The organism is Streptomyces sp. SN-593 (assembly GCF_016756395.1).
In the GTDB taxonomy this organism is placed as follows: domain Bacteria; phylum Actinomycetota; class Actinomycetes; order Streptomycetales; family Streptomycetaceae; genus Actinacidiphila; species Actinacidiphila reveromycinica.
The window spans coordinates 7,753,884-7,769,603 of the sequence record NZ_AP018365.1 but is presented as its reverse complement, the minus strand read 5'-3'; the positions used below and the strand labels follow the sequence as shown (position 1 = coordinate 7,769,603).

Sequence of the window (15,720 nt, the reverse complement as noted above, 5' to 3'; positions counted from 1 at the left end):
TCTCCGAACACCGGAACCCCGGGCAACGCGAGCGGGGAACCCACCCACCCACATCCCACCCACCCCACCCCGGGACACCGGACCCCGGGGAACGCGAGCCGGGAACCCACCCACCCACATCCCACCCACCCCACCCCGGGACACCGGACCCCGGGGAACGTGAGCGGGGGCGGAGGGGGCGGGGTTCGGGACGTTCGTATATTTGTGGCGCGGGAAAGAACGGCAAGCTGACGAGGGACCCGCGGGCGCCGTAAATATGCAGTCCCGAACCCCGCCGCCGCAGCCAACGCGCCCCACCCCCACCCGAGCCGGGCCACCGCCGACCCGCCCGGCCCCCGCCCCCTCAGACCGCCCGAGGCGCCGAAGTATGCCGCACCGACCAGGCGATCACCGCCGCGACCGCGGCAAGCGCGGAGACCGTCGTCAACGCGATGGGCAGCCCCACCGCGTCCGTCAGGAACCCGATCGAGGGCGGTCCGAGCAGCATCCCGCCGTACCCGAGGGTGGACGCCGCGGCGACACCGCTCGGACCGGTCAGCGCGCCGGCCCGCGCGATGGCCGTGGGGAAGAGGTTCGCCAGCCCGAGCCCGGTGCACGCGAACCCGACCATCACCAGCGCCGTGAACGGCGCGAGCGCGCCCACCAGCATCCCGACGCACGCGGTCAGACCGCCGAGCACCAGCGCACGGCTCTGCCCGAGCCGCGTGAGCAGCGCGGTTCCGGTCAACCGCCCGAGCGTCATCGCCGAGGTGACGCACGCGTAGCCGGCGGCGGCGATCCCGGGCCCGTTGTGCAGGTCCTGCTGGATGTGGAGCGCGCCCCACTCGGCGAGCGCGCCCTCACCGTAGGCCGAACACCCGGCGATCAGGCCGAACACGGCGACGAGCAGGGCGGTCCGGTGCCCGGAGGACGCGCGCCCGGTGGTGGGCGCCCCCGCCCCGGCCGCGTCACCACGCCCGCTCCCCCGACCGCGGCCACCCACCCCACCTCGCCCGGCCACCTCAGCACCCGGCGCCGCACCGGCCGCCCCGCCCGCCGCCGAACCACCGGCCACCGGCCCCGCGGCCGACCCACCCGCGGCGCCCACCTCCACCCGCCCCCGACTCAGCGGGTGCGCCACCAGCACCCGCCCCGCGAACACCACCGTCACCAGCCCGATCGGCGTGAGCAGCATCAGATGGGTGGCGGGCGACAGGTGGGACGCCAGCAGCCCGCCGATGCCCGCACCGAGCAGCCCGCCCAGGCTGTAGGCCGCGTGGAAGCTGGACATCACCGGACGGCGCAGCGCCGCGACCAGGTCCACGGCGACACTGTTCATCGCGACGTTCAGCCCCCCGTAGGACGTGCCGAAGAGCAGCAGCACCAGGCCGAGGGCGAGGGCCGAGTGGGTACGGGGCGGAAGCGCCACGCTGACCGCCAGCAGGGCGGCCGTCGCGACGGTCACCCGCTCGTTGCCGAAGGCACGGCACAGCCGCCCGGTGAGCATCATCGTGGCGATGGCCCCGACCGAGACGCCCAGCAGCGCCAGCCCCAACTGCCCGGCGGACGCACCGACCTGCGCCTTGATCGCGGGGATGCGCACCACCCACCCGGCGAACAGGAACCCGTCCACCGCGAAGAAGACCGTCAACGCGACGCGCAGGGCGCGCAGCGCGGGGTCGGGGGCGAATGTGTGGTGGGATCGGGACAGCGCCGTCCCTATTTTGTTCAGCGTCGGCACAAAGTGAGAATAGAGTGGTGACACAGATTCGGACAAGGCTTGAGCGCGGCCGAGGCGCGCTCGGTCCAGCGCTCGGCCTGGTACACACCGGCCGCGCGCCGACCCGCGCCCTGCTCACCGCCGAACTGGGTGTGACCAGGGCGACGGCCGGAGCGGTGGCGGCCGAACTCGAGGCTCTCGGCCTGATCCGGGTCGACACCAGGCCGACCGGGCCCTCCGGCGCGCAGGGCCGCCCCTCGCACCGGCTGGAAGTGGCCCCCGAGGGACCGGTCGCGCTCGCCGCCCAGGTGCACGCCGACGGCTTCCGCGCCGCGCTGGTCGGCCTCGGCGGCGAGACGGTGGCGACCTCGCCCGGCTCCATGACGGTCCCGGCCGACCCGGCGCACGTCCTCGGCGAGGTGGTGGCGGCCGGCGCGGAACTGCTGCGCGCCCACGGGCGGGAGTGCGTCGGCGCGGGGCTCGCGGTGCCGTCCGCGGTCGCCGAGCCGGAGGGCACCGCGCTCAACCCGCTGCACCTGGCCTGGCCGGCCGGCGCGCCGGTGCTGAGGGTCTTCACCGAGCAGGTGTCCAAGGCCGGCATCACCGGTCCCGGCGGCCGCCCGGTGCCCTGCTTCGTGGGCAACGACGTCAACGTGGCGGCGCTCGCCGAGCACCGCCACGGCGCCGGCCGTGACGCCCAGCACCTGCTGGTGGTCGCCTCCGGGCACCGCGGGGTCGGCGGCGCCCTGGTGCTCGACGGCCGCCTGCACACCGGCAGCGCCGGACTCGCCCTGGAGGTGGGCCACCTGACCGTCCGTCCGGACGGACGGCCCTGCCACTGCGGCTCGCGCGGCTGCCTCGACGTGGAGGCCGACCCGCTCGCCTTCATCGAGGCCGCCGGGCGCCCGGCCGGACCGGAGGTCTCGCTCCTGGAGCAGTCCCGGGACCTCCTGCGCGCGGAGTACGACGACCCGGCCGTGCGCGGCGCCGCCCACACCCTCATTGACCGCCTCGGCACCGGCCTGGCCGGGCTGGTCAACGTGCTCAACCCCGACCGCATCCTGCTCGGCGGCCTGCACGGCCACCTGCTCGACGCCGATCCCGACCGGCTGCGCGCGGTCGTCGCCGACCGCAGTCTGTGGGGGCGCAGCGGAGGCGTCCCGCTGCTGGCGTGCGCGCTGAAGCACAACAGCCTGGTCGGCGCCGCCGAACTCGCCTGGCAGCCGGTCCTGGACGACCCCCTGGGCTCGCTCGGCGTGTGAACGTCCCGCCCCGCCGGTCCCGCCGCCAGGCCGCCCGGCCCGGCGGGCGGGGGCGCGGGGCGCGGGGCCTGACTCAGGACGGCGGAGCGGCGGGCCGCAGCGTCATGACGCCCGCGAGGACGAGGTCCACACCGGCCAGGAACTGCTCGCGGTCGTCGTGGTCGCGGATCTGGTCCGCGGCCGCCCGGGTCAGCGGGTAGTCCTCCGGGTCCAGGTCCTCCCACGCCTTGGCGACGGAGTCCAGGAACGCGGCGCGGTCCGCGTCCGGACCCAGCGCCCGGGCGCCCGCGGTGTTCGCGGCGTTCTGGCCGGCGGCGCCGAGGACGTAGTGCACCAGCACCGAGGTGGCCGTGAACCAGTTCTCCTCGGGTACGTCCAGCGCGCGCACCCGCCGCCCGACCCGCTCGAAGATCCGCGGTGTGACCGGCCCCCACGGGTTGCGCGCCATCTGCGCCGAGAGCTGCGTGGCCAGCCACGGATGCTCCTCGATCGCGACGAACAGGCCGAGGGCGACCGCGCGGATCTCCTCCCGCGGCCCGGCAGCGGGGTCGCCCGGACCGGCGGGCAGCGCACCGGCGATCACGGCGTCCGTCGCCGCGCCGAGCAGCTCGTCCTTGTTCGCCACGTGCCAGTAGATCGCGCCGGACCCGGTGGAGAGGCGCTCGGCCAGCGCCCGGAAGGTCAGTCCGCCCTCGCCCGCGCTGTCGAGCAGTTCGACCGCCGCCCCGACGATGCGCTCCCGGGAGAGCGCCTCCGTGCGCCGCTGCGAGCGGCGGGTCGTCCGCGTTGCCATGCCCGCCATTTTGACATGACTGGAGCGCCGTTCCACCATTGGAACAACGTTCCACACCTGGCCGGCCGGCATTCCGGGGCGGCCCCGACCCCGAGGAGTCAGCCATGGCACCCCACGTCACGATCATCGGAGCCGGACTCGGCGGCCTCACCCTCGCCCGCGTCCTGCACGTCCACGGCATCCCCGCCACCGTCCACGAGGCCGAGCCCTCCCCCGCCGCCCGCGCGCAGGGCGGGATGCTCGACATCCACGACGACACCGGCCAACCCGCGCTCAGGGCCGCGGACCTGTTCGACGCGTTCCGCGGGATCATCCTCGAAGGCCGTGAGGCCACCCGGGTGCTCGCCCCGGACGGCACGGTGCTGTACGACGACGACAGCTCGCGGGGGCGTCCCGAGGTGCTGCGCGGCGAGCTGCGCCGGGTCCTGCTGGACTCCCTCCCGGCCGGCACCGTCCGCTGGGGGCACAAGGCCACCGGCGTCCGCGCGCTCGGCGGCGGCCGCCACGAGGTGGCCTTCGCCGACGGCACCAGCCTCACCACGTCCCTGCTGGTCGGCGCGGACGGAGCGTGGTCCCGGGTGCGCCCGCTGGTCTCCGGCGCCCGGCCCGCGTACATCGGCAGGTCGTTCGTCGAGACCTACCTCTTCGACGCCGACACCCGGCACCCCGCGGCCGCGAAGGCCGTCGGCGGCGGTGCGCTGCTCGCGACCGCCCCCGGCAAGGGCATCCAGGCGCACCGGGAGAGCGGTGGAACCCTGCACACCTACGTGGCGCTCTCGCGGTCCCAGGAGTGGTTCGCCGCGGTCGACTTCGCCGACCCCACGGCGGCGGCCGCGCGGATCGCCCGGGAGTTCGACGGCTGGGCGCCGGAGTTGACCGCGCTGATCACCGACGGTGAGACCCCGCCGGTCCTGCGCACCCTCAGCGCCCTACCCGTCGACCACCGCTGGGACCGCGTCTCCGGGGTGACCCTGCTGGGCGACGCCGCCCACCTCGCGGCCCCCAACGGCGACGGCGCCAACCTCGCGATGTACGACGGCGCCGAGCTCGCCGGCGCGCTCGCGGCGCACCCCGGCGACGTCGAGGCGGCCCTCACCGCCTACGAGCAGGCGCTCTTCCCGCGCAGCGCCGCGGCGGCCGCCGACGGCGACGAACTCCACGAGCTCCTCTTCGGCCCCGACACCCCCGAGGGCGTCATCGCCCTGTTCACCGCCGCCGCGCGGACCCGCTGAAGCCGCACGCCGTCTGCAAGTGCAGCCGGCAACGTGACATCCGAACCCCCGCGCCCCGCCGGGCGGGGACCCACCGCCGCCCCCGACACCCCCTGCGGGCAGCCCGGCAACCCGCAGACGGCCCGAAGCCCACCGCGAGGCGACCGCCCGGGGCGTGGCCCCGGGCCGGACGTCGACGGCCCGGGGCGCGGCCCCTACGCCGTGGTCGGGAAGAGCTGGAGCGCCTGCGCCGCGGCCGCCGCGGCGCCGACCAGGCCCGCGTCCGTACCGAGCTTCGCCGGCACCACGTCGACCCCGGCGGCGAAGGAGAGCGTGGCGTACCGGGCCAGGTGCTCGCGCAGCGGGTCGAAGAGCAGCGGGCCGGCCGCGGAGACGCCGCCGCCGATCACGGCGACGTGGATCTCCACCAGCGTGGCGGTCGCCGCGATGGCGGCGGCGAGGGCCTGGGCGGCCCGGTCGAAGGACGCCAGCGCGACGGCGTCCCCCCGGCGGGCCGACTCCGCGACGGACGCGGCCGTCGGCGCCGCGCCGGGCAGCGGCTGCCAGCCCTCGTCGAGGGCGCGGCGGGCGATGTTGGGGCCGCTGGCGATCCGCTCCACGCAGCCGCGCGACCCGCACGGGCACCGGTCGCCGTCGAGGTCGACGCTGATGTGCCCGATGTGCCCGGCGTTGCCGGTCGGCCCGGGCAGCAGCGCGCCCCCGAGCACCAGCCCGCCGCCGACGCCGGTGGACACCACCATGCACAGCGCGTTGTCGTAGCCGCGGGCGGCACCCTGCCAGTGCTCGGCCGCGGTCATCGCGACGCCGTCGCCCGTCAGCACCACGGGCAGGCCCCCGACGGCCGCCGAGACGCGCGGCACGAGCGGGAACTCGCGCCAGCCGGGCACGTTGACCGGGCTGACGGTCCCCTGCGCCGCGTCCACCGGTCCGGCGCTGCCGATCCCGACCGCCACGACCCCGTCCCACCGCGGGGCGGCCCGCAGTTCGGCGAGCACCTCGTCGACCGCGCCCATCACCAGCTCACCGTCCGGTCCGCCGGGCGTGGGCCGCAGGGCGCGCGCCAGCAACCGCCCCTCGGAGTCGATGAGGGCTCCGGCGATCTTGGTGCCGCCGATGTCCAGTGCGGCCACGAGTGGACCGGTCGCGCTGTCAGGGTGCATCGCTGCGGCGTCTCCTTGTGCGTTGTGCGTACGTGGTGCCCGCGGTGGGCGTGTCGTGGTGCGTGCGTCGTGCGGGTGCGGTGCGGGGAGTGCGGGTGGTGAGTGCGTCGTGCGGATGGTGCGGGTGCGTCGTGCGGACCGCGGGACCACGGACCCCGGACTGCGGGTGCCGTGCCGCGCGGTGACCTGCGGCGTGTCGGGAGGCGCGGCGCGCGTCGGGCGGTGCGTCGCGCGGGGTGCCAGGTGGTCGGAGGGGGTGTGTTCCGTGGGCGTTCGGTGACGGTCGGATGGATGCGGAGCGTGGGTGTTCGGTCGCGGGGCGTTCGTCCTGTGCTGCTTGCGGGGTCGCTGACGACAAGGGTGCGGACGAGGGTAGTCTCACCTGATCGTGACAACGTTGTCCATCTCTTGTCGCAGGGAATACTACGACCGTGACCCAAACACCAGGACGTGCACCCCGGCCCACCATGAAGGATGTCGCCGCGCGGGCGGGCGTCGGCCTCAAGACGGTGTCGCGGGTGGTGAACGAGGAACCCGGTGTGACGCCTGACACCGCGGCCCGCGTTCAGGCCGCGATCGACGCGCTGGGCTTCCGGCGCAACGACAGCGCGCGCCTCCTGCGGACCCGGCGCACGGCCAGCGTGGGCCTGGTGCTGGAGGACCTGGCGGACCCCTTCTACGCCGCGCTCAGCCGGGCGGTGGAGGACGTGGCCCGCTCGCACGGCGCGCTGCTGTTCACCGGGTCGAGCGCCGAGGACCCGCGCAGGGAGCAGGAACTGGTGCTGGCGTTCTGCGCGCGGCGGGTGGACGGGCTGGTCGTGGTGCCGGCGGGGGACGACCACCGCTATCTCCTGCCGGAGATCGCGGCCGGGGTCGCGACGGTCTTCGTGGACCGGCCGGCCGGGCGGCTGGACGCGGACGTGGTGCTCACCGACAACGCGGGCGGCACCCGGGAGGGCGTCGCGCACCTGATCGCGCACGGCCACCGCAGGATCGGGTTCATCGGCGACCAGCCCGGCATCCACACCGCGGGCGAGCGCCTGCGGGGGTACCGCGAGGCGATGGCGTCGGCGGGGCTGAAGGTGCGGCCGGAGTGGTACGCGATGGGCCCCACCACGCCGGAGCGGGTCGAGGCGGCGCTCGACGCGATGCTGGGCGGGGCGGAGCCGGTGACGGCGCTGTTCGCGGGGAACAACCGGGTGACGGTGACCGCGGTGCGGGTCCTGGCCGGGCGGCCGGAGCGGATCGCGCTCGTCGGCTTCGACGACTTCGAACTGGCGGACGTGCTGGACCCGGCGATCACCGTGGTCGCCCAGGACGCGCCCGGGATCGGCCGGGTGGCCGCGCAGCAGCTCTTCCGCCGGCTGGACGGCATCGTCACGGACGGCGCGAGCCGCACCGAGCTGCCCGTCCGCCTGATCGAGCGCGGCTCGGCCGAGTTCCCTCCCCAGCAGTAGGCGCCCGGGCGGCGCGGGAGCCGTTCCGGCGCGTGAACGCCCTCCGGCACCGCGGGGCGCGGCGGCGGACAGCAGGGAGGGACCGCACACCGGCCCACCGCCTCAGGCGGCGCCGGCCAGCGCGGTGAGGGCCGGGAGGGGCACGGGGACCTCGCCCGGGGCGAGGGCGCCGCAGTGCAGGCCGCGGAGCAGGTAGCCGGCCAGGGCGCGGGCGGTCGCCGGCTCGTCGAGGACCGGACCGGAGGCCGTGCGGGAGGTGTAGGCGGTGAGGCGGGCGGCAGCCGCGGCCAGGCCCTCCCGGTAGAAGGCGTAGGTGGCCGCGTAACGGGTCGGCAGATGCGCCGGGTGCATGTCCCAGCCCTGGTAGTACGCACGGGCCAGGGAGCGGCGTACCAGGCCGTAGTGGAGCCTCCAGGCGGAGTGCACGTCGGCGGTCGGACCGACGGGGAGCACGTTGGTGGAGCCGTCGGAGAGGCGGACGCCGGTGCCGGCTGCGGCGACCTGCATGACCGCCTTGGCATGGTCGGCCGCCGGGTGGTCCATGGCCTGGTGGGCGGCGCTGACCCCGCAGGCGGCGCTGTAGTCGAAGGTGCCGTAGTGCAGCGCCGTCGCACGGCCGCCGGCGGCGTCGATGAGGCGGGGCACGGTGGCGGTGCCGTCGGGCCCCAGGACGGCCTGGGTGGTCTCGATCTGGATCTCGAAGCCGAGCCGCCCCGCGGGCAGCCCGGCGGCCCGCTCGAACTCCCCGCACAGGTCGGCCATCGCGGCGACCTGCTCGGGGAAGGTCACCTTGGGCAGGGTGAGGACGAGCCCGTCCGGAAGCGCACCGCCGTCGAGCAGGGTGGTGAGGAACAGGTCCAGGGTGCGGATGCCGCGGTCGCGTACGGCGGCCTCCATGCACTTCATCCGGATGCCCGCGTACGGCGGCGCGGTGCCGTCGGCGACCGCGGCGGCGAGGGTCCGGGCGGCGGCCACGGCCGCGGCGTCCTCCTCGGCGCCGGGGCGTGCGCCGTAGCCGTCCTCGAAGTCGATCCGCAGGTCCTCCACGGGTTCGCGGCGCAGCTTGGCGCGCACCCTGTCGTGGACCTCGGCGGCGAGGTCGCCGGTGAGGCCGAGGACGGCGCCGAGCGCGGCGGCGTCGGGCGCGTGGGCGTCGAGTGCGGCCAGCGCCCGGTCGCCCCAGTCCCGCACGGTCCCGACGTCGAAGGCGTCGGCGGGCACGTACACGGTGTGCACGGGCTGGCGGGCGGCGCGGTCGCCGGGGTAGCGGCGGGCCAGCTCGGCGTCGGTGGCGGCCAGCGCGGCGCCGATCCGTGTGCGTACGGCCTCCGCGAGTGTCGTCTCGGCCGGCATCTGCGCCCTCCCCGGATTTCAACAGACCGTTGAAGCGCAAGCTAGCCGGGCCGCCCGCGCCCGGTCAACAGGCAGCCGGGGCGCGGCGGACCGCGCGGAGGCCGGTCGGCCGCGACGGCCGGTCGGACCGCCGAGCCGCGGACACGCGGCGGCCCCCGCATACCCGGGGGCACGCGGGGGCCGGGGTGTCGGGTGGGGGTTCAGCCCTTGCGGGCCTTGACCTCCTCGGTGAGTTGGGGGACGACGTTGAACAGGTCGCCGACGACGCCGTAGTCGACGAGGTCGAAGATCGGCGCCTCGGCGTCCTTGTTCACCGCGACGATCGTCTTGGACGTCTGCATCCCGGCCCGGTGCTGGATCGCCCCGGAGATACCGTTGGCGACATACAACTGCGGGGAGACCGACTTGCCGGTCTGGCCGACCTGGTTGGAATGCGGATACCAGCCCGCGTCCACCGCCGCCCGCGAGGCACCCACCGCGGCACCCAGGGAATCAGCCAGCGCCTCGATCACCGAGAAGTTCTCCGCACCGTTCACCCCCCGCCCACCCGAAACCACGATCGCCGCCTCCGTCAACTCCGGACGCCCCGACGACGTACGCGCCGTACGCGAGACCACCCTCGTGCCCGTAGCCAACTCCCCGAACACCACGGCCAGTTCCTCCACCGCCCCGGCCGCCTGCACCGGCTCCACCGGCGCCGCGTTCGGCTTCACCGTGATCACCGCGACCCCCCGACTCACCACCGACCGCGTGGTGAACGCCGCCGCGAACACCGACTGCGTGGCCACCGGACCCTCCGCACCGGCCTCCACATCCACCGCATCGGTGATCACACCCGAACCCAACCGCAACGCCAACCGCGCGGCCACCTCCTTGCCCTCCGCCGAAGACGGCACCAACACCGCCACCGGACCCACCGCCTTCACCGCAGCCTCCAGCGCATCCACCTTCGGCACCACCAGATACTCCGCGAACTCCGGCGCGTCAGCAGCCAGCACACGACCCGCACCATGCGCACCGAGCACCTCCGCCGCCCCCTCGACACCCGCACCCAGATACACCGCGACGGGCTCACCCAACCGACGGGCGACAGTGAGCAGTTCAAGCGTCGGCTTGCGGACGGCACCGTCCACATGATCGACATAGACGAGGACTTCAGCCATGGAAATCGTTCTCCTGCACGTAGGGAAAAAGACAGCGGGGCGGCAACCAGAAGGCGGCCGCTCAGATGAACTTCTGCGCGGCCAGGAACTCGGCGAGCTGCCTACCGCCCTCGCCCTCGTCCTTGACGATCGTGCCCGCCGTCCGCGGCGGACGCGCCGTGGCATCCCGCACCGCGGTCCAGGACCCGCCCAGACCCACGCCGGCCGGATCCACCCCCAGATCCGACAGGTCCAACGTCTCCAACGGCTTCTTCTTCGCCCCCATGATCCCCTTGAACGACGGGTACCGCGCCTCACCCGACTGGTCGGTCACCGACACCACCGCCGGCAGCGCCGCCTCCAACTCCTCACTGGCCACATCACCGTCACGACGACCGGTCACCTTCCCACCGGCCACCGACACCTCCGACAGCAACGTCACCTGCGGAACACCCAGCCGCTCCGCCAGCAACGCCGGCACCACACCCGCCGTGCCGTCCGTCGACGCCATCCCCGTCACCACCAGATCGAACCCGATGTGCTCGACGGCCTTGGCCAGCACCAGCGACGTCCCGATCACGTCGGTACCGTGCAGCGCGTCGTCCTCCACGTGCACACCCTTGGCCGCACCCATCTGGAGCGCCTTCAGCACCGCACCCCGCGCGTCCTCCGGACCGATCGTCACCGCCGTGACCTCCGCGTCGTCGGCGGCCTCCGCGATCTGGAGCGCCTGCTCCACGGCATACTCGTCCAACTCCGATAGCAGGCCGTCGACCGCGTCGCGGTCGGTGGTCAGGTCCTCGGCGAAATGACGGTCACCCGTGGCATCAGGCACATACTTCACTGCGACTACGATCCTCAAGCTCACGCCTGCTCTCCTACTGCTTCCGTCCTGCACGTCTTCGTGAACTGCCCAGGTTAGGCTCCCGCGCGGGCGGGCCATGCCAGGGCGCGGCAACTGCCCCCGCCGAACATATTACTCGTCAGTACACAGAGGCGTCGGCGCCTTCGCAAGGCCCGTGAACTGTGACGTGCCCGACGTGCCCGACCCCGCTCTCCCGCCTGCCCGCGTCAGCGCCCGGCGTAACCCGGCAGCCGGTGGAAGCCCCCTTGGTGGTGAACGAGCGGCCCACCGGGCCCGCGCGGGTCCCCGGCGACCGCCCTGGCCACCACGATCCGGTGGTCTCCGGCCGGTACCCGTCCCTCCACCCGTCCGACCAGCCAGGCGGCGACCCCGTCGAGCAGCGGCACTCCGTACGGGCCGCGCGACCACCGGGTCGGCGGCGCGAAGCGGTCGGCCCCGGACCTCGCGAAGAGGGCGGCCAGTTCGCCCTGGTGGTCGCCGAGGACGTGCACCCCGACGTGCTCGGCGGCCGACACCGCCGGCCAGCAGGAGGCGCCGACACTGATGCCGAAGGAGAGCAGCGGGGGTTCGACGGCGACCGAGGCGAGCGAGGTCGCGGTGAACCCGACCGGGCCGCGCGCCCCCTGCGCCGTGACGACGGCGACACCCGCGGCGTGGCGGCGGAAGACCGACCGGAAGACGTCCGGGTCGACGTCCGGCGGGTCCGGACGGGGCGAGGCGAGGTCGGGCGTTGCGGTCACGGGATGGACACGTCCTTCCGTGGCGGGCGGGCGGTGCGGTGCCCCGCGGGGTCGCTGCCGGAGCCGGGAGACGGCGCCGGGCGGCCGGGCCGCGGCGCGCGATCCGGGCAGCGGTCCCGATGCCCGGAACGGACCCGGGACATGACGTCAGAGTCACGATTCACGGTGCCGGCCGTCAAGGGTGCACGGGCAGGTGGAACGACGATCACGCAGGCGCGGTGGTGTGTTCCCGCCACCGCCGACCAGCACTCCCCCGCCCGACCCCGCCGATGCCGGCTCCGCAGGGCCGCCGCCCGGGCCTCCTCGACGGCGCGCGCACAGCCCGCGGCCCGCACGGCCCGCCGCCCGCACGGCCGGCGGACGCGGTCGCCGGGCCGCGCCGACCCGGCCGCTCCCCCGCGACCACGGCGGGCACGGCTGCGCAGCGCCGTGACGGCCTCAGACCGCGGCGCCCAGCGCGGCGATCACGTCGGCCTTGCGCGGCTGCCCGGTGGCCCGGCGCACCACCGCGCCGTCCGCGTCGAGCACGAGGACCGTCGGGGTCTTCACCACGTCAAGCCGCCGCACCAGGTCGAGGTGCGCCTCGGCGTCGATCTCCACGTGCCGCACGCCCTCCACCAGGGCCGCCACCTCGCCCAGCACCCGGCGGGTGGCGCGGCAGGGCGCGCAGAAGGCGCTGGAGAACTGCACCAGGGTGGCCCGCTCCCCCAGGTGCGCCCCGAGGTCGCCGGCCGTCAGCCGCTGCCCGCCGTCCTTGGCCCGCACCCTGATCCTCCCGTCCCTGCGCCGGTGCACGAGTCCGTAGCCCCCGGCCACCGCGAGCACGGCCAGGCAGACGATCAGTCCGGTCATGGCGGTCGCGCCTCCCTCGGTCGTGTCCCGGTCGCTGCCGGCGTCCGCGCCGCGGACGTCCCTTCGCACCACGTGCCTACGGGCCCGCCGGCCCCGCCGGCAAGCCCGCCAGGGCAAGCGTTCACAGGACCGCAATGATTCCCGCGGCCCCGGCGCGCCGGAGCCGGGCGATGATGTCCGCCATGGAGATCGACATACGCGGGCCCCGCTTCGGCGCCGCGGTGACCACGGTGGTCCTGGCGGTGGTGCTGGTGACCGGCAGCGGCCGGCTGCTGGCGGCGCAGGCGGTGGTCTTCGCGGTCGGCGCGGCGGCCGGGGTGGCCCGGTCGCCCTACGGCTGGGTGTTCCGCACCCTGGTCCGGCCGCGCCTCGGCCCGCCGCCCGGGACGGAGGACGCGGCGCCGCCGCGCTTCGCGCAGGCCGTCGGGCTGTTCTTCGCGGCGCTGGGCACCGTCGGCTACCTCGTGGGGCCGCAGTGGCTGGGGATGGCGGCGACCGCGTGCGCGCTCGCCGCCGCCTTCCTCAACGCGGCGTTCGCGTACTGCCTGGGTTGCGAGATGTACCTGCTGCTGAGGCGGGCCACGACCGCCTGAGCGGCCGCCCGCCCCGGTCCGCGGCCCGGCGTGCTCACTCCAGTCCGGCCGGCAGCCGCGCGGCCAGTTCCGCGCGGTCCGCGGAGCCGCGCAGCGCGGCGAGCACCTGCGCGGGCGGGGCCGCGTACACCGCCGGGTAGTCCAGCTCACCGCACTCGGGCCGTACGGCGAAGGCCAGTTGTTCCCGGTCGAGGCGGAAACGGGCGTCAACGCCGGGTTTGTTGCCGCGCGGGTCCTGCCGGCTCCAGCGGCCGGAGCCGGGCAGCAGCAGCGCGACGAGCCCGTGCAGCACGGTGCCGCCGCCGTCCGCGAGCCGCTGGTAGCAGAGCCCGGCCGGGATGCCCTCGGCGCGCAGCAGGGCCGCCAGCGCGTGGGACTTGGCGTAGCAGATGCCGTTGCGGGTGGAGAGCACGTCGGAGGCGCGCCAGCTCACCCGGTCGTCGCCGCTGTCGAAGGAGTGCGGCACCTCGTCGCGCACGTGGACGAAGGCCGCCTTCGCATACTCATACGGGTTCGACGCGCCGGAACGCAGCAGCGCGGCGGTCCGCCGGACCTGCGGATGGCCGTGGTCGATGACGTCATCGGCGCGCAGGTAGGCGGAAAGGTCGGCGGTCTCCGGAACGGGCTCCATACCGGGAGCCTACGGAGCCGCCGACCCACGAACAAATTATTTTACAGGCTTCCGCATATTCATGCGGACTGCATCTCCTCCGCGAGCGCGGCGGCGAAGCCGTCCACGTCCTCCTCGGTGGTGTCGAAGGAGCACATCCAGCGCACCTCGCCGGTCGCCTCGTCCCAGAAGTAGAAGCGGTAACGCTTCTGCAGCCGCTCGCTGACCTCACGGGGCAGCAGCGCGAACACCGCGTTGGCCTGCACCGGCTGGGTGACCGTCACCCCCTCGACGTCGCGGACCGCGCGCTCCAGCCGGCCGGCCATCGCGTTGGCGTGCCGGGCGCTGCGCAGCCACAGGTCGCCGGCGAACAGCGCCTCGAACTGCACCGAGACGAAGCGCATCTTGGAGGCGAGCTGCATGGACAGCTTGCGCAGGTGCTTCAGCGCCCGCACCCGGTCGGGGTTGAGCACGACCACGCACTCGCCGAGCAGCAGGCCGTTCTTGGTGCCGCCGACGGACAGGATGTCCGCGCCCGCCTCGGTGGTGAAGCGGGACAGCGGCTCGCCCAGGCTGGCGGCGGCGTTGGCGAGGCGGGCGCCGTCCACGTGCACGGCCATGCCCAGCCCGTGGGCGTGGTCGCAGATCGCCCGGATCTCCTCGGGTGTGTAGCAGGTGCCCAGTTCGGTGCTCTGGGTGATCGAGACGACCTGCGGCTGCGCGCGGTGCTCGTCGTCGAAGCCGTACGCCTGCCGGTCGATCAGCTCGGGGGTGAGCTTGCCGTCCGGGGTGGGCACGGTGAGCAGCTTCAGGCCGCCGACCCGCTCGGGGGCCCCGCACTCGTCCACGTTGATGTGCGCGGACTCGGCGCAGACCACCGCTCCCCAGCGTTCGGTGACCGCCTGGAGGGAGGTGACGTTGGCGCCGGTGCCGTTGAAGACCGGGAAGACCTCGGCGGTCGGGCCGAAGTGGCCGCGGAACAGCTCCTGGAGGTGGTCGGTGTACGCGTCGGCGCCGTAGGACACCTGGTGGCCGCCGTTGGCCAGGGCGAGGGCGGCCAGCACCTCGGGGTGGACCCCCGCGTAGTTGTCGCTGGCGAAGCCCCGCGTGTTCGGGTCGTGGCGGCGCACCGCGTCGGTGGGGCCGGCGGGGTAGGGCGCGGAGGAGGGGTCGAGGGGGTGGGGGGCCGTGGACTCGGTCACGGTCGGGGCGTCAGCCACTGTCGGGTCCCGTTCACTTGCTGGGGGCTTGCGTTCCACACGTCCGCGATGGCCTCGGCCAGGTCGCGCACGTCGGTGAAGCCGGCGAATTTGGCGTTCGGGCGCTGGGCCCGCATCTCATCGTGCACCAGGGCCTTGATCACCAGTACGGTGGCCGCCGCGCTGAGGGCCTCGCCGCCGAGTTTGCGGAAGGAGTCGCCCATCGCCAGCGTCCACGCCTCGGCCGCCGCCTTCGCCGCCGCGTACGCGGCGTTGCCGGCCGTGGGCGCGCTGGCGCCGGCCGCGCTGATCAGGACGTACCGCCCGCCGGGGCTGCGCAGCAGGCCGTCGTGGAACGCCAGGGTGGTGCGCTGGACGGTGCGCACCAGCAGGTCGTGCAGCACGTCCCAGTCGGCGAGGTCGGTCTCGGCGAAGGACGCGGAGCCGCGCCACCCGCCGACCAGGTGCACCAGGCCGTCGACCCGGCCGTGGTCCTTCTCGATCCGCCCGGCCCACTCCCGCGCCCCGTCCAGGTCCAGCAGGTCCACCACCTCGCCGGTGATGTCCGCGCCGCCCGCGTCGTACCGCGCGGCGTCGACCGCCTGGGCCAGCCGCTCGGCGTCCGCGTCGGCGGCGATCACGTGGCCGCCGGCCCTGGCCAGCCGCTGGAGCACCGCCCGGCCGGCCGGTCCCGCCGCGCCCGCGACCGCGATCACCGCGCCGTCGAGTCCTCCCGTGTACCTGTCGGTCCTCATCTCCGCCT

At 75.0% G+C, this 15,720-nt stretch carries 15 protein-coding genes; 4 read left to right on the top strand and 11 right to left on the bottom strand.

Annotated elements, in window-relative coordinates; translation table 11 throughout:
• Nucleotides 1–343: 343 nt before the first annotated feature.
• Entirely contained in the window at nt 344–1,720 is a 1,377-nt protein-coding gene (locus tag RVR_RS33035) for an MFS transporter (protein WP_202237594.1), read from the bottom strand.
• Between the two features lie 17 nt (nt 1,721–1,737).
• Between RVR_RS33035 and RVR_RS33030 the strand changes: the two genes are divergently transcribed.
• Nucleotides 1,738–2,961: an ROK family protein gene (locus RVR_RS33030; RefSeq protein WP_237405109.1), complete on the top strand. Its 1,224-nt coding sequence runs from the start codon at nt 1,738–1,740 to the stop codon at nt 2,959–2,961.
• Between the two features lie 73 nt (nt 2,962–3,034).
• Here the strand turns inward: RVR_RS33030 and RVR_RS33025 are convergent, their stop codons facing one another.
• On the bottom strand, nt 3,035–3,754 hold the full coding sequence (locus tag RVR_RS33025) for a TetR/AcrR family transcriptional regulator (protein WP_202237592.1): 720 nt from the start codon (nt 3,752–3,754) through the stop codon (nt 3,035–3,037).
• A 104-nt stretch (nt 3,755–3,858) separates the two neighbouring features.
• On the opposite strand from RVR_RS33025, the gene RVR_RS33020 reads away from it, so the two are divergent.
• Nucleotides 3,859–4,986 (top strand): FAD-dependent oxidoreductase, encoded by a 1,128-nt coding sequence (locus RVR_RS33020; protein ID WP_202237591.1) that lies wholly within the window; start codon nt 3,859–3,861, stop codon nt 4,984–4,986.
• A gap of 194 nt (nt 4,987–5,180) precedes the next feature.
• On the opposite strand, the gene RVR_RS33015 is transcribed toward RVR_RS33020, so the two are convergent.
• Nucleotides 5,181–6,146, bottom strand: a complete 966-nt coding sequence (locus tag RVR_RS33015) for an ROK family protein (RefSeq protein ID WP_202237590.1) — start codon at nt 6,144–6,146, stop codon at nt 5,181–5,183.
• A 467-nt stretch (nt 6,147–6,613) separates the two neighbouring features.
• On the opposite strand from RVR_RS33015, the gene RVR_RS33010 reads away from it, so the two are divergent.
• On the top strand, nt 6,614–7,603 hold the full coding sequence (locus tag RVR_RS33010) for a LacI family DNA-binding transcriptional regulator (RefSeq protein ID WP_202237589.1): 990 nt from the start codon (nt 6,614–6,616) through the stop codon (nt 7,601–7,603).
• 102 nt (nt 7,604–7,705) lie between these two features.
• Here RVR_RS33010 and RVR_RS33005 read toward each other — a convergent pair whose 3' ends face one another.
• The 5 genes from RVR_RS33005 to RVR_RS32985 form a co-directional block, all read right to left on the bottom strand.
• Nucleotides 7,706–8,956: a DUF6986 family protein gene (locus RVR_RS33005; RefSeq protein ID WP_202237588.1), complete on the bottom strand. Its 1,251-nt coding sequence runs from the start codon at nt 8,954–8,956 to the stop codon at nt 7,706–7,708.
• Nucleotides 8,957–9,156: 200 nt separating this feature from the next.
• Entirely contained in the window at nt 9,157–10,119 is a 963-nt protein-coding gene (locus RVR_RS33000; protein WP_202237587.1) for an electron transfer flavoprotein subunit alpha/FixB family protein, read from the bottom strand.
• A 61-nt stretch (nt 10,120–10,180) separates the two neighbouring features.
• Nucleotides 10,181–10,966 carry an electron transfer flavoprotein subunit beta/FixA family protein gene (locus RVR_RS32995; protein ID WP_202237586.1) on the bottom strand — a complete coding sequence of 262 codons (786 nt, stop codon included), beginning with the start codon at nt 10,964–10,966 and terminating at the stop codon, nt 10,181–10,183.
• 203 nt (nt 10,967–11,169) lie between these two features.
• Nucleotides 11,170–11,703, bottom strand: a complete 534-nt coding sequence (locus tag RVR_RS32990) for a flavin reductase family protein (RefSeq protein ID WP_202237585.1) — start codon at nt 11,701–11,703, stop codon at nt 11,170–11,172.
• 438 nt (nt 11,704–12,141) lie between these two features.
• Nucleotides 12,142–12,555, bottom strand: coding sequence for a thioredoxin family protein (locus tag RVR_RS32985; protein ID WP_202237584.1), 414 nt, complete (start codon nt 12,553–12,555; stop codon nt 12,142–12,144).
• A gap of 182 nt (nt 12,556–12,737) precedes the next feature.
• On the opposite strand from RVR_RS32985, the gene RVR_RS32980 reads away from it, so the two are divergent.
• Nucleotides 12,738–13,148 carry a DUF4395 domain-containing protein gene (locus RVR_RS32980; RefSeq protein WP_202237583.1) on the top strand — a complete coding sequence of 137 codons (411 nt, stop codon included), beginning with the start codon at nt 12,738–12,740 and terminating at the stop codon, nt 13,146–13,148.
• Nucleotides 13,149–13,182: 34 nt separating this feature from the next.
• Here the strand turns inward: RVR_RS32980 and RVR_RS32975 are convergent, their stop codons facing one another.
• From RVR_RS32975 to RVR_RS32965, 3 genes are read right to left on the bottom strand one after another with little or no spacing between them, the layout of a single operon-like run.
• Nucleotides 13,183–13,779 (bottom strand): transglutaminase-like domain-containing protein, encoded by a 597-nt coding sequence (locus tag RVR_RS32975; RefSeq protein WP_202237582.1) that lies wholly within the window; start codon nt 13,777–13,779, stop codon nt 13,183–13,185.
• Between the two features lie 59 nt (nt 13,780–13,838).
• Entirely contained in the window at nt 13,839–14,960 is a 1,122-nt protein-coding gene (locus RVR_RS32970; RefSeq protein WP_202237581.1) for a threonine aldolase family protein, read from the bottom strand.
• Nucleotides 14,957–15,712, bottom strand: coding sequence for an SDR family oxidoreductase (locus tag RVR_RS32965; protein WP_202237580.1), 756 nt, complete (start codon nt 15,710–15,712; stop codon nt 14,957–14,959). Before RVR_RS32965 ends, RVR_RS32970 begins: the two co-directional genes overlap by 4 nt.
• Between the last annotated feature and the right edge of the window lie 8 nt (nt 15,713–15,720).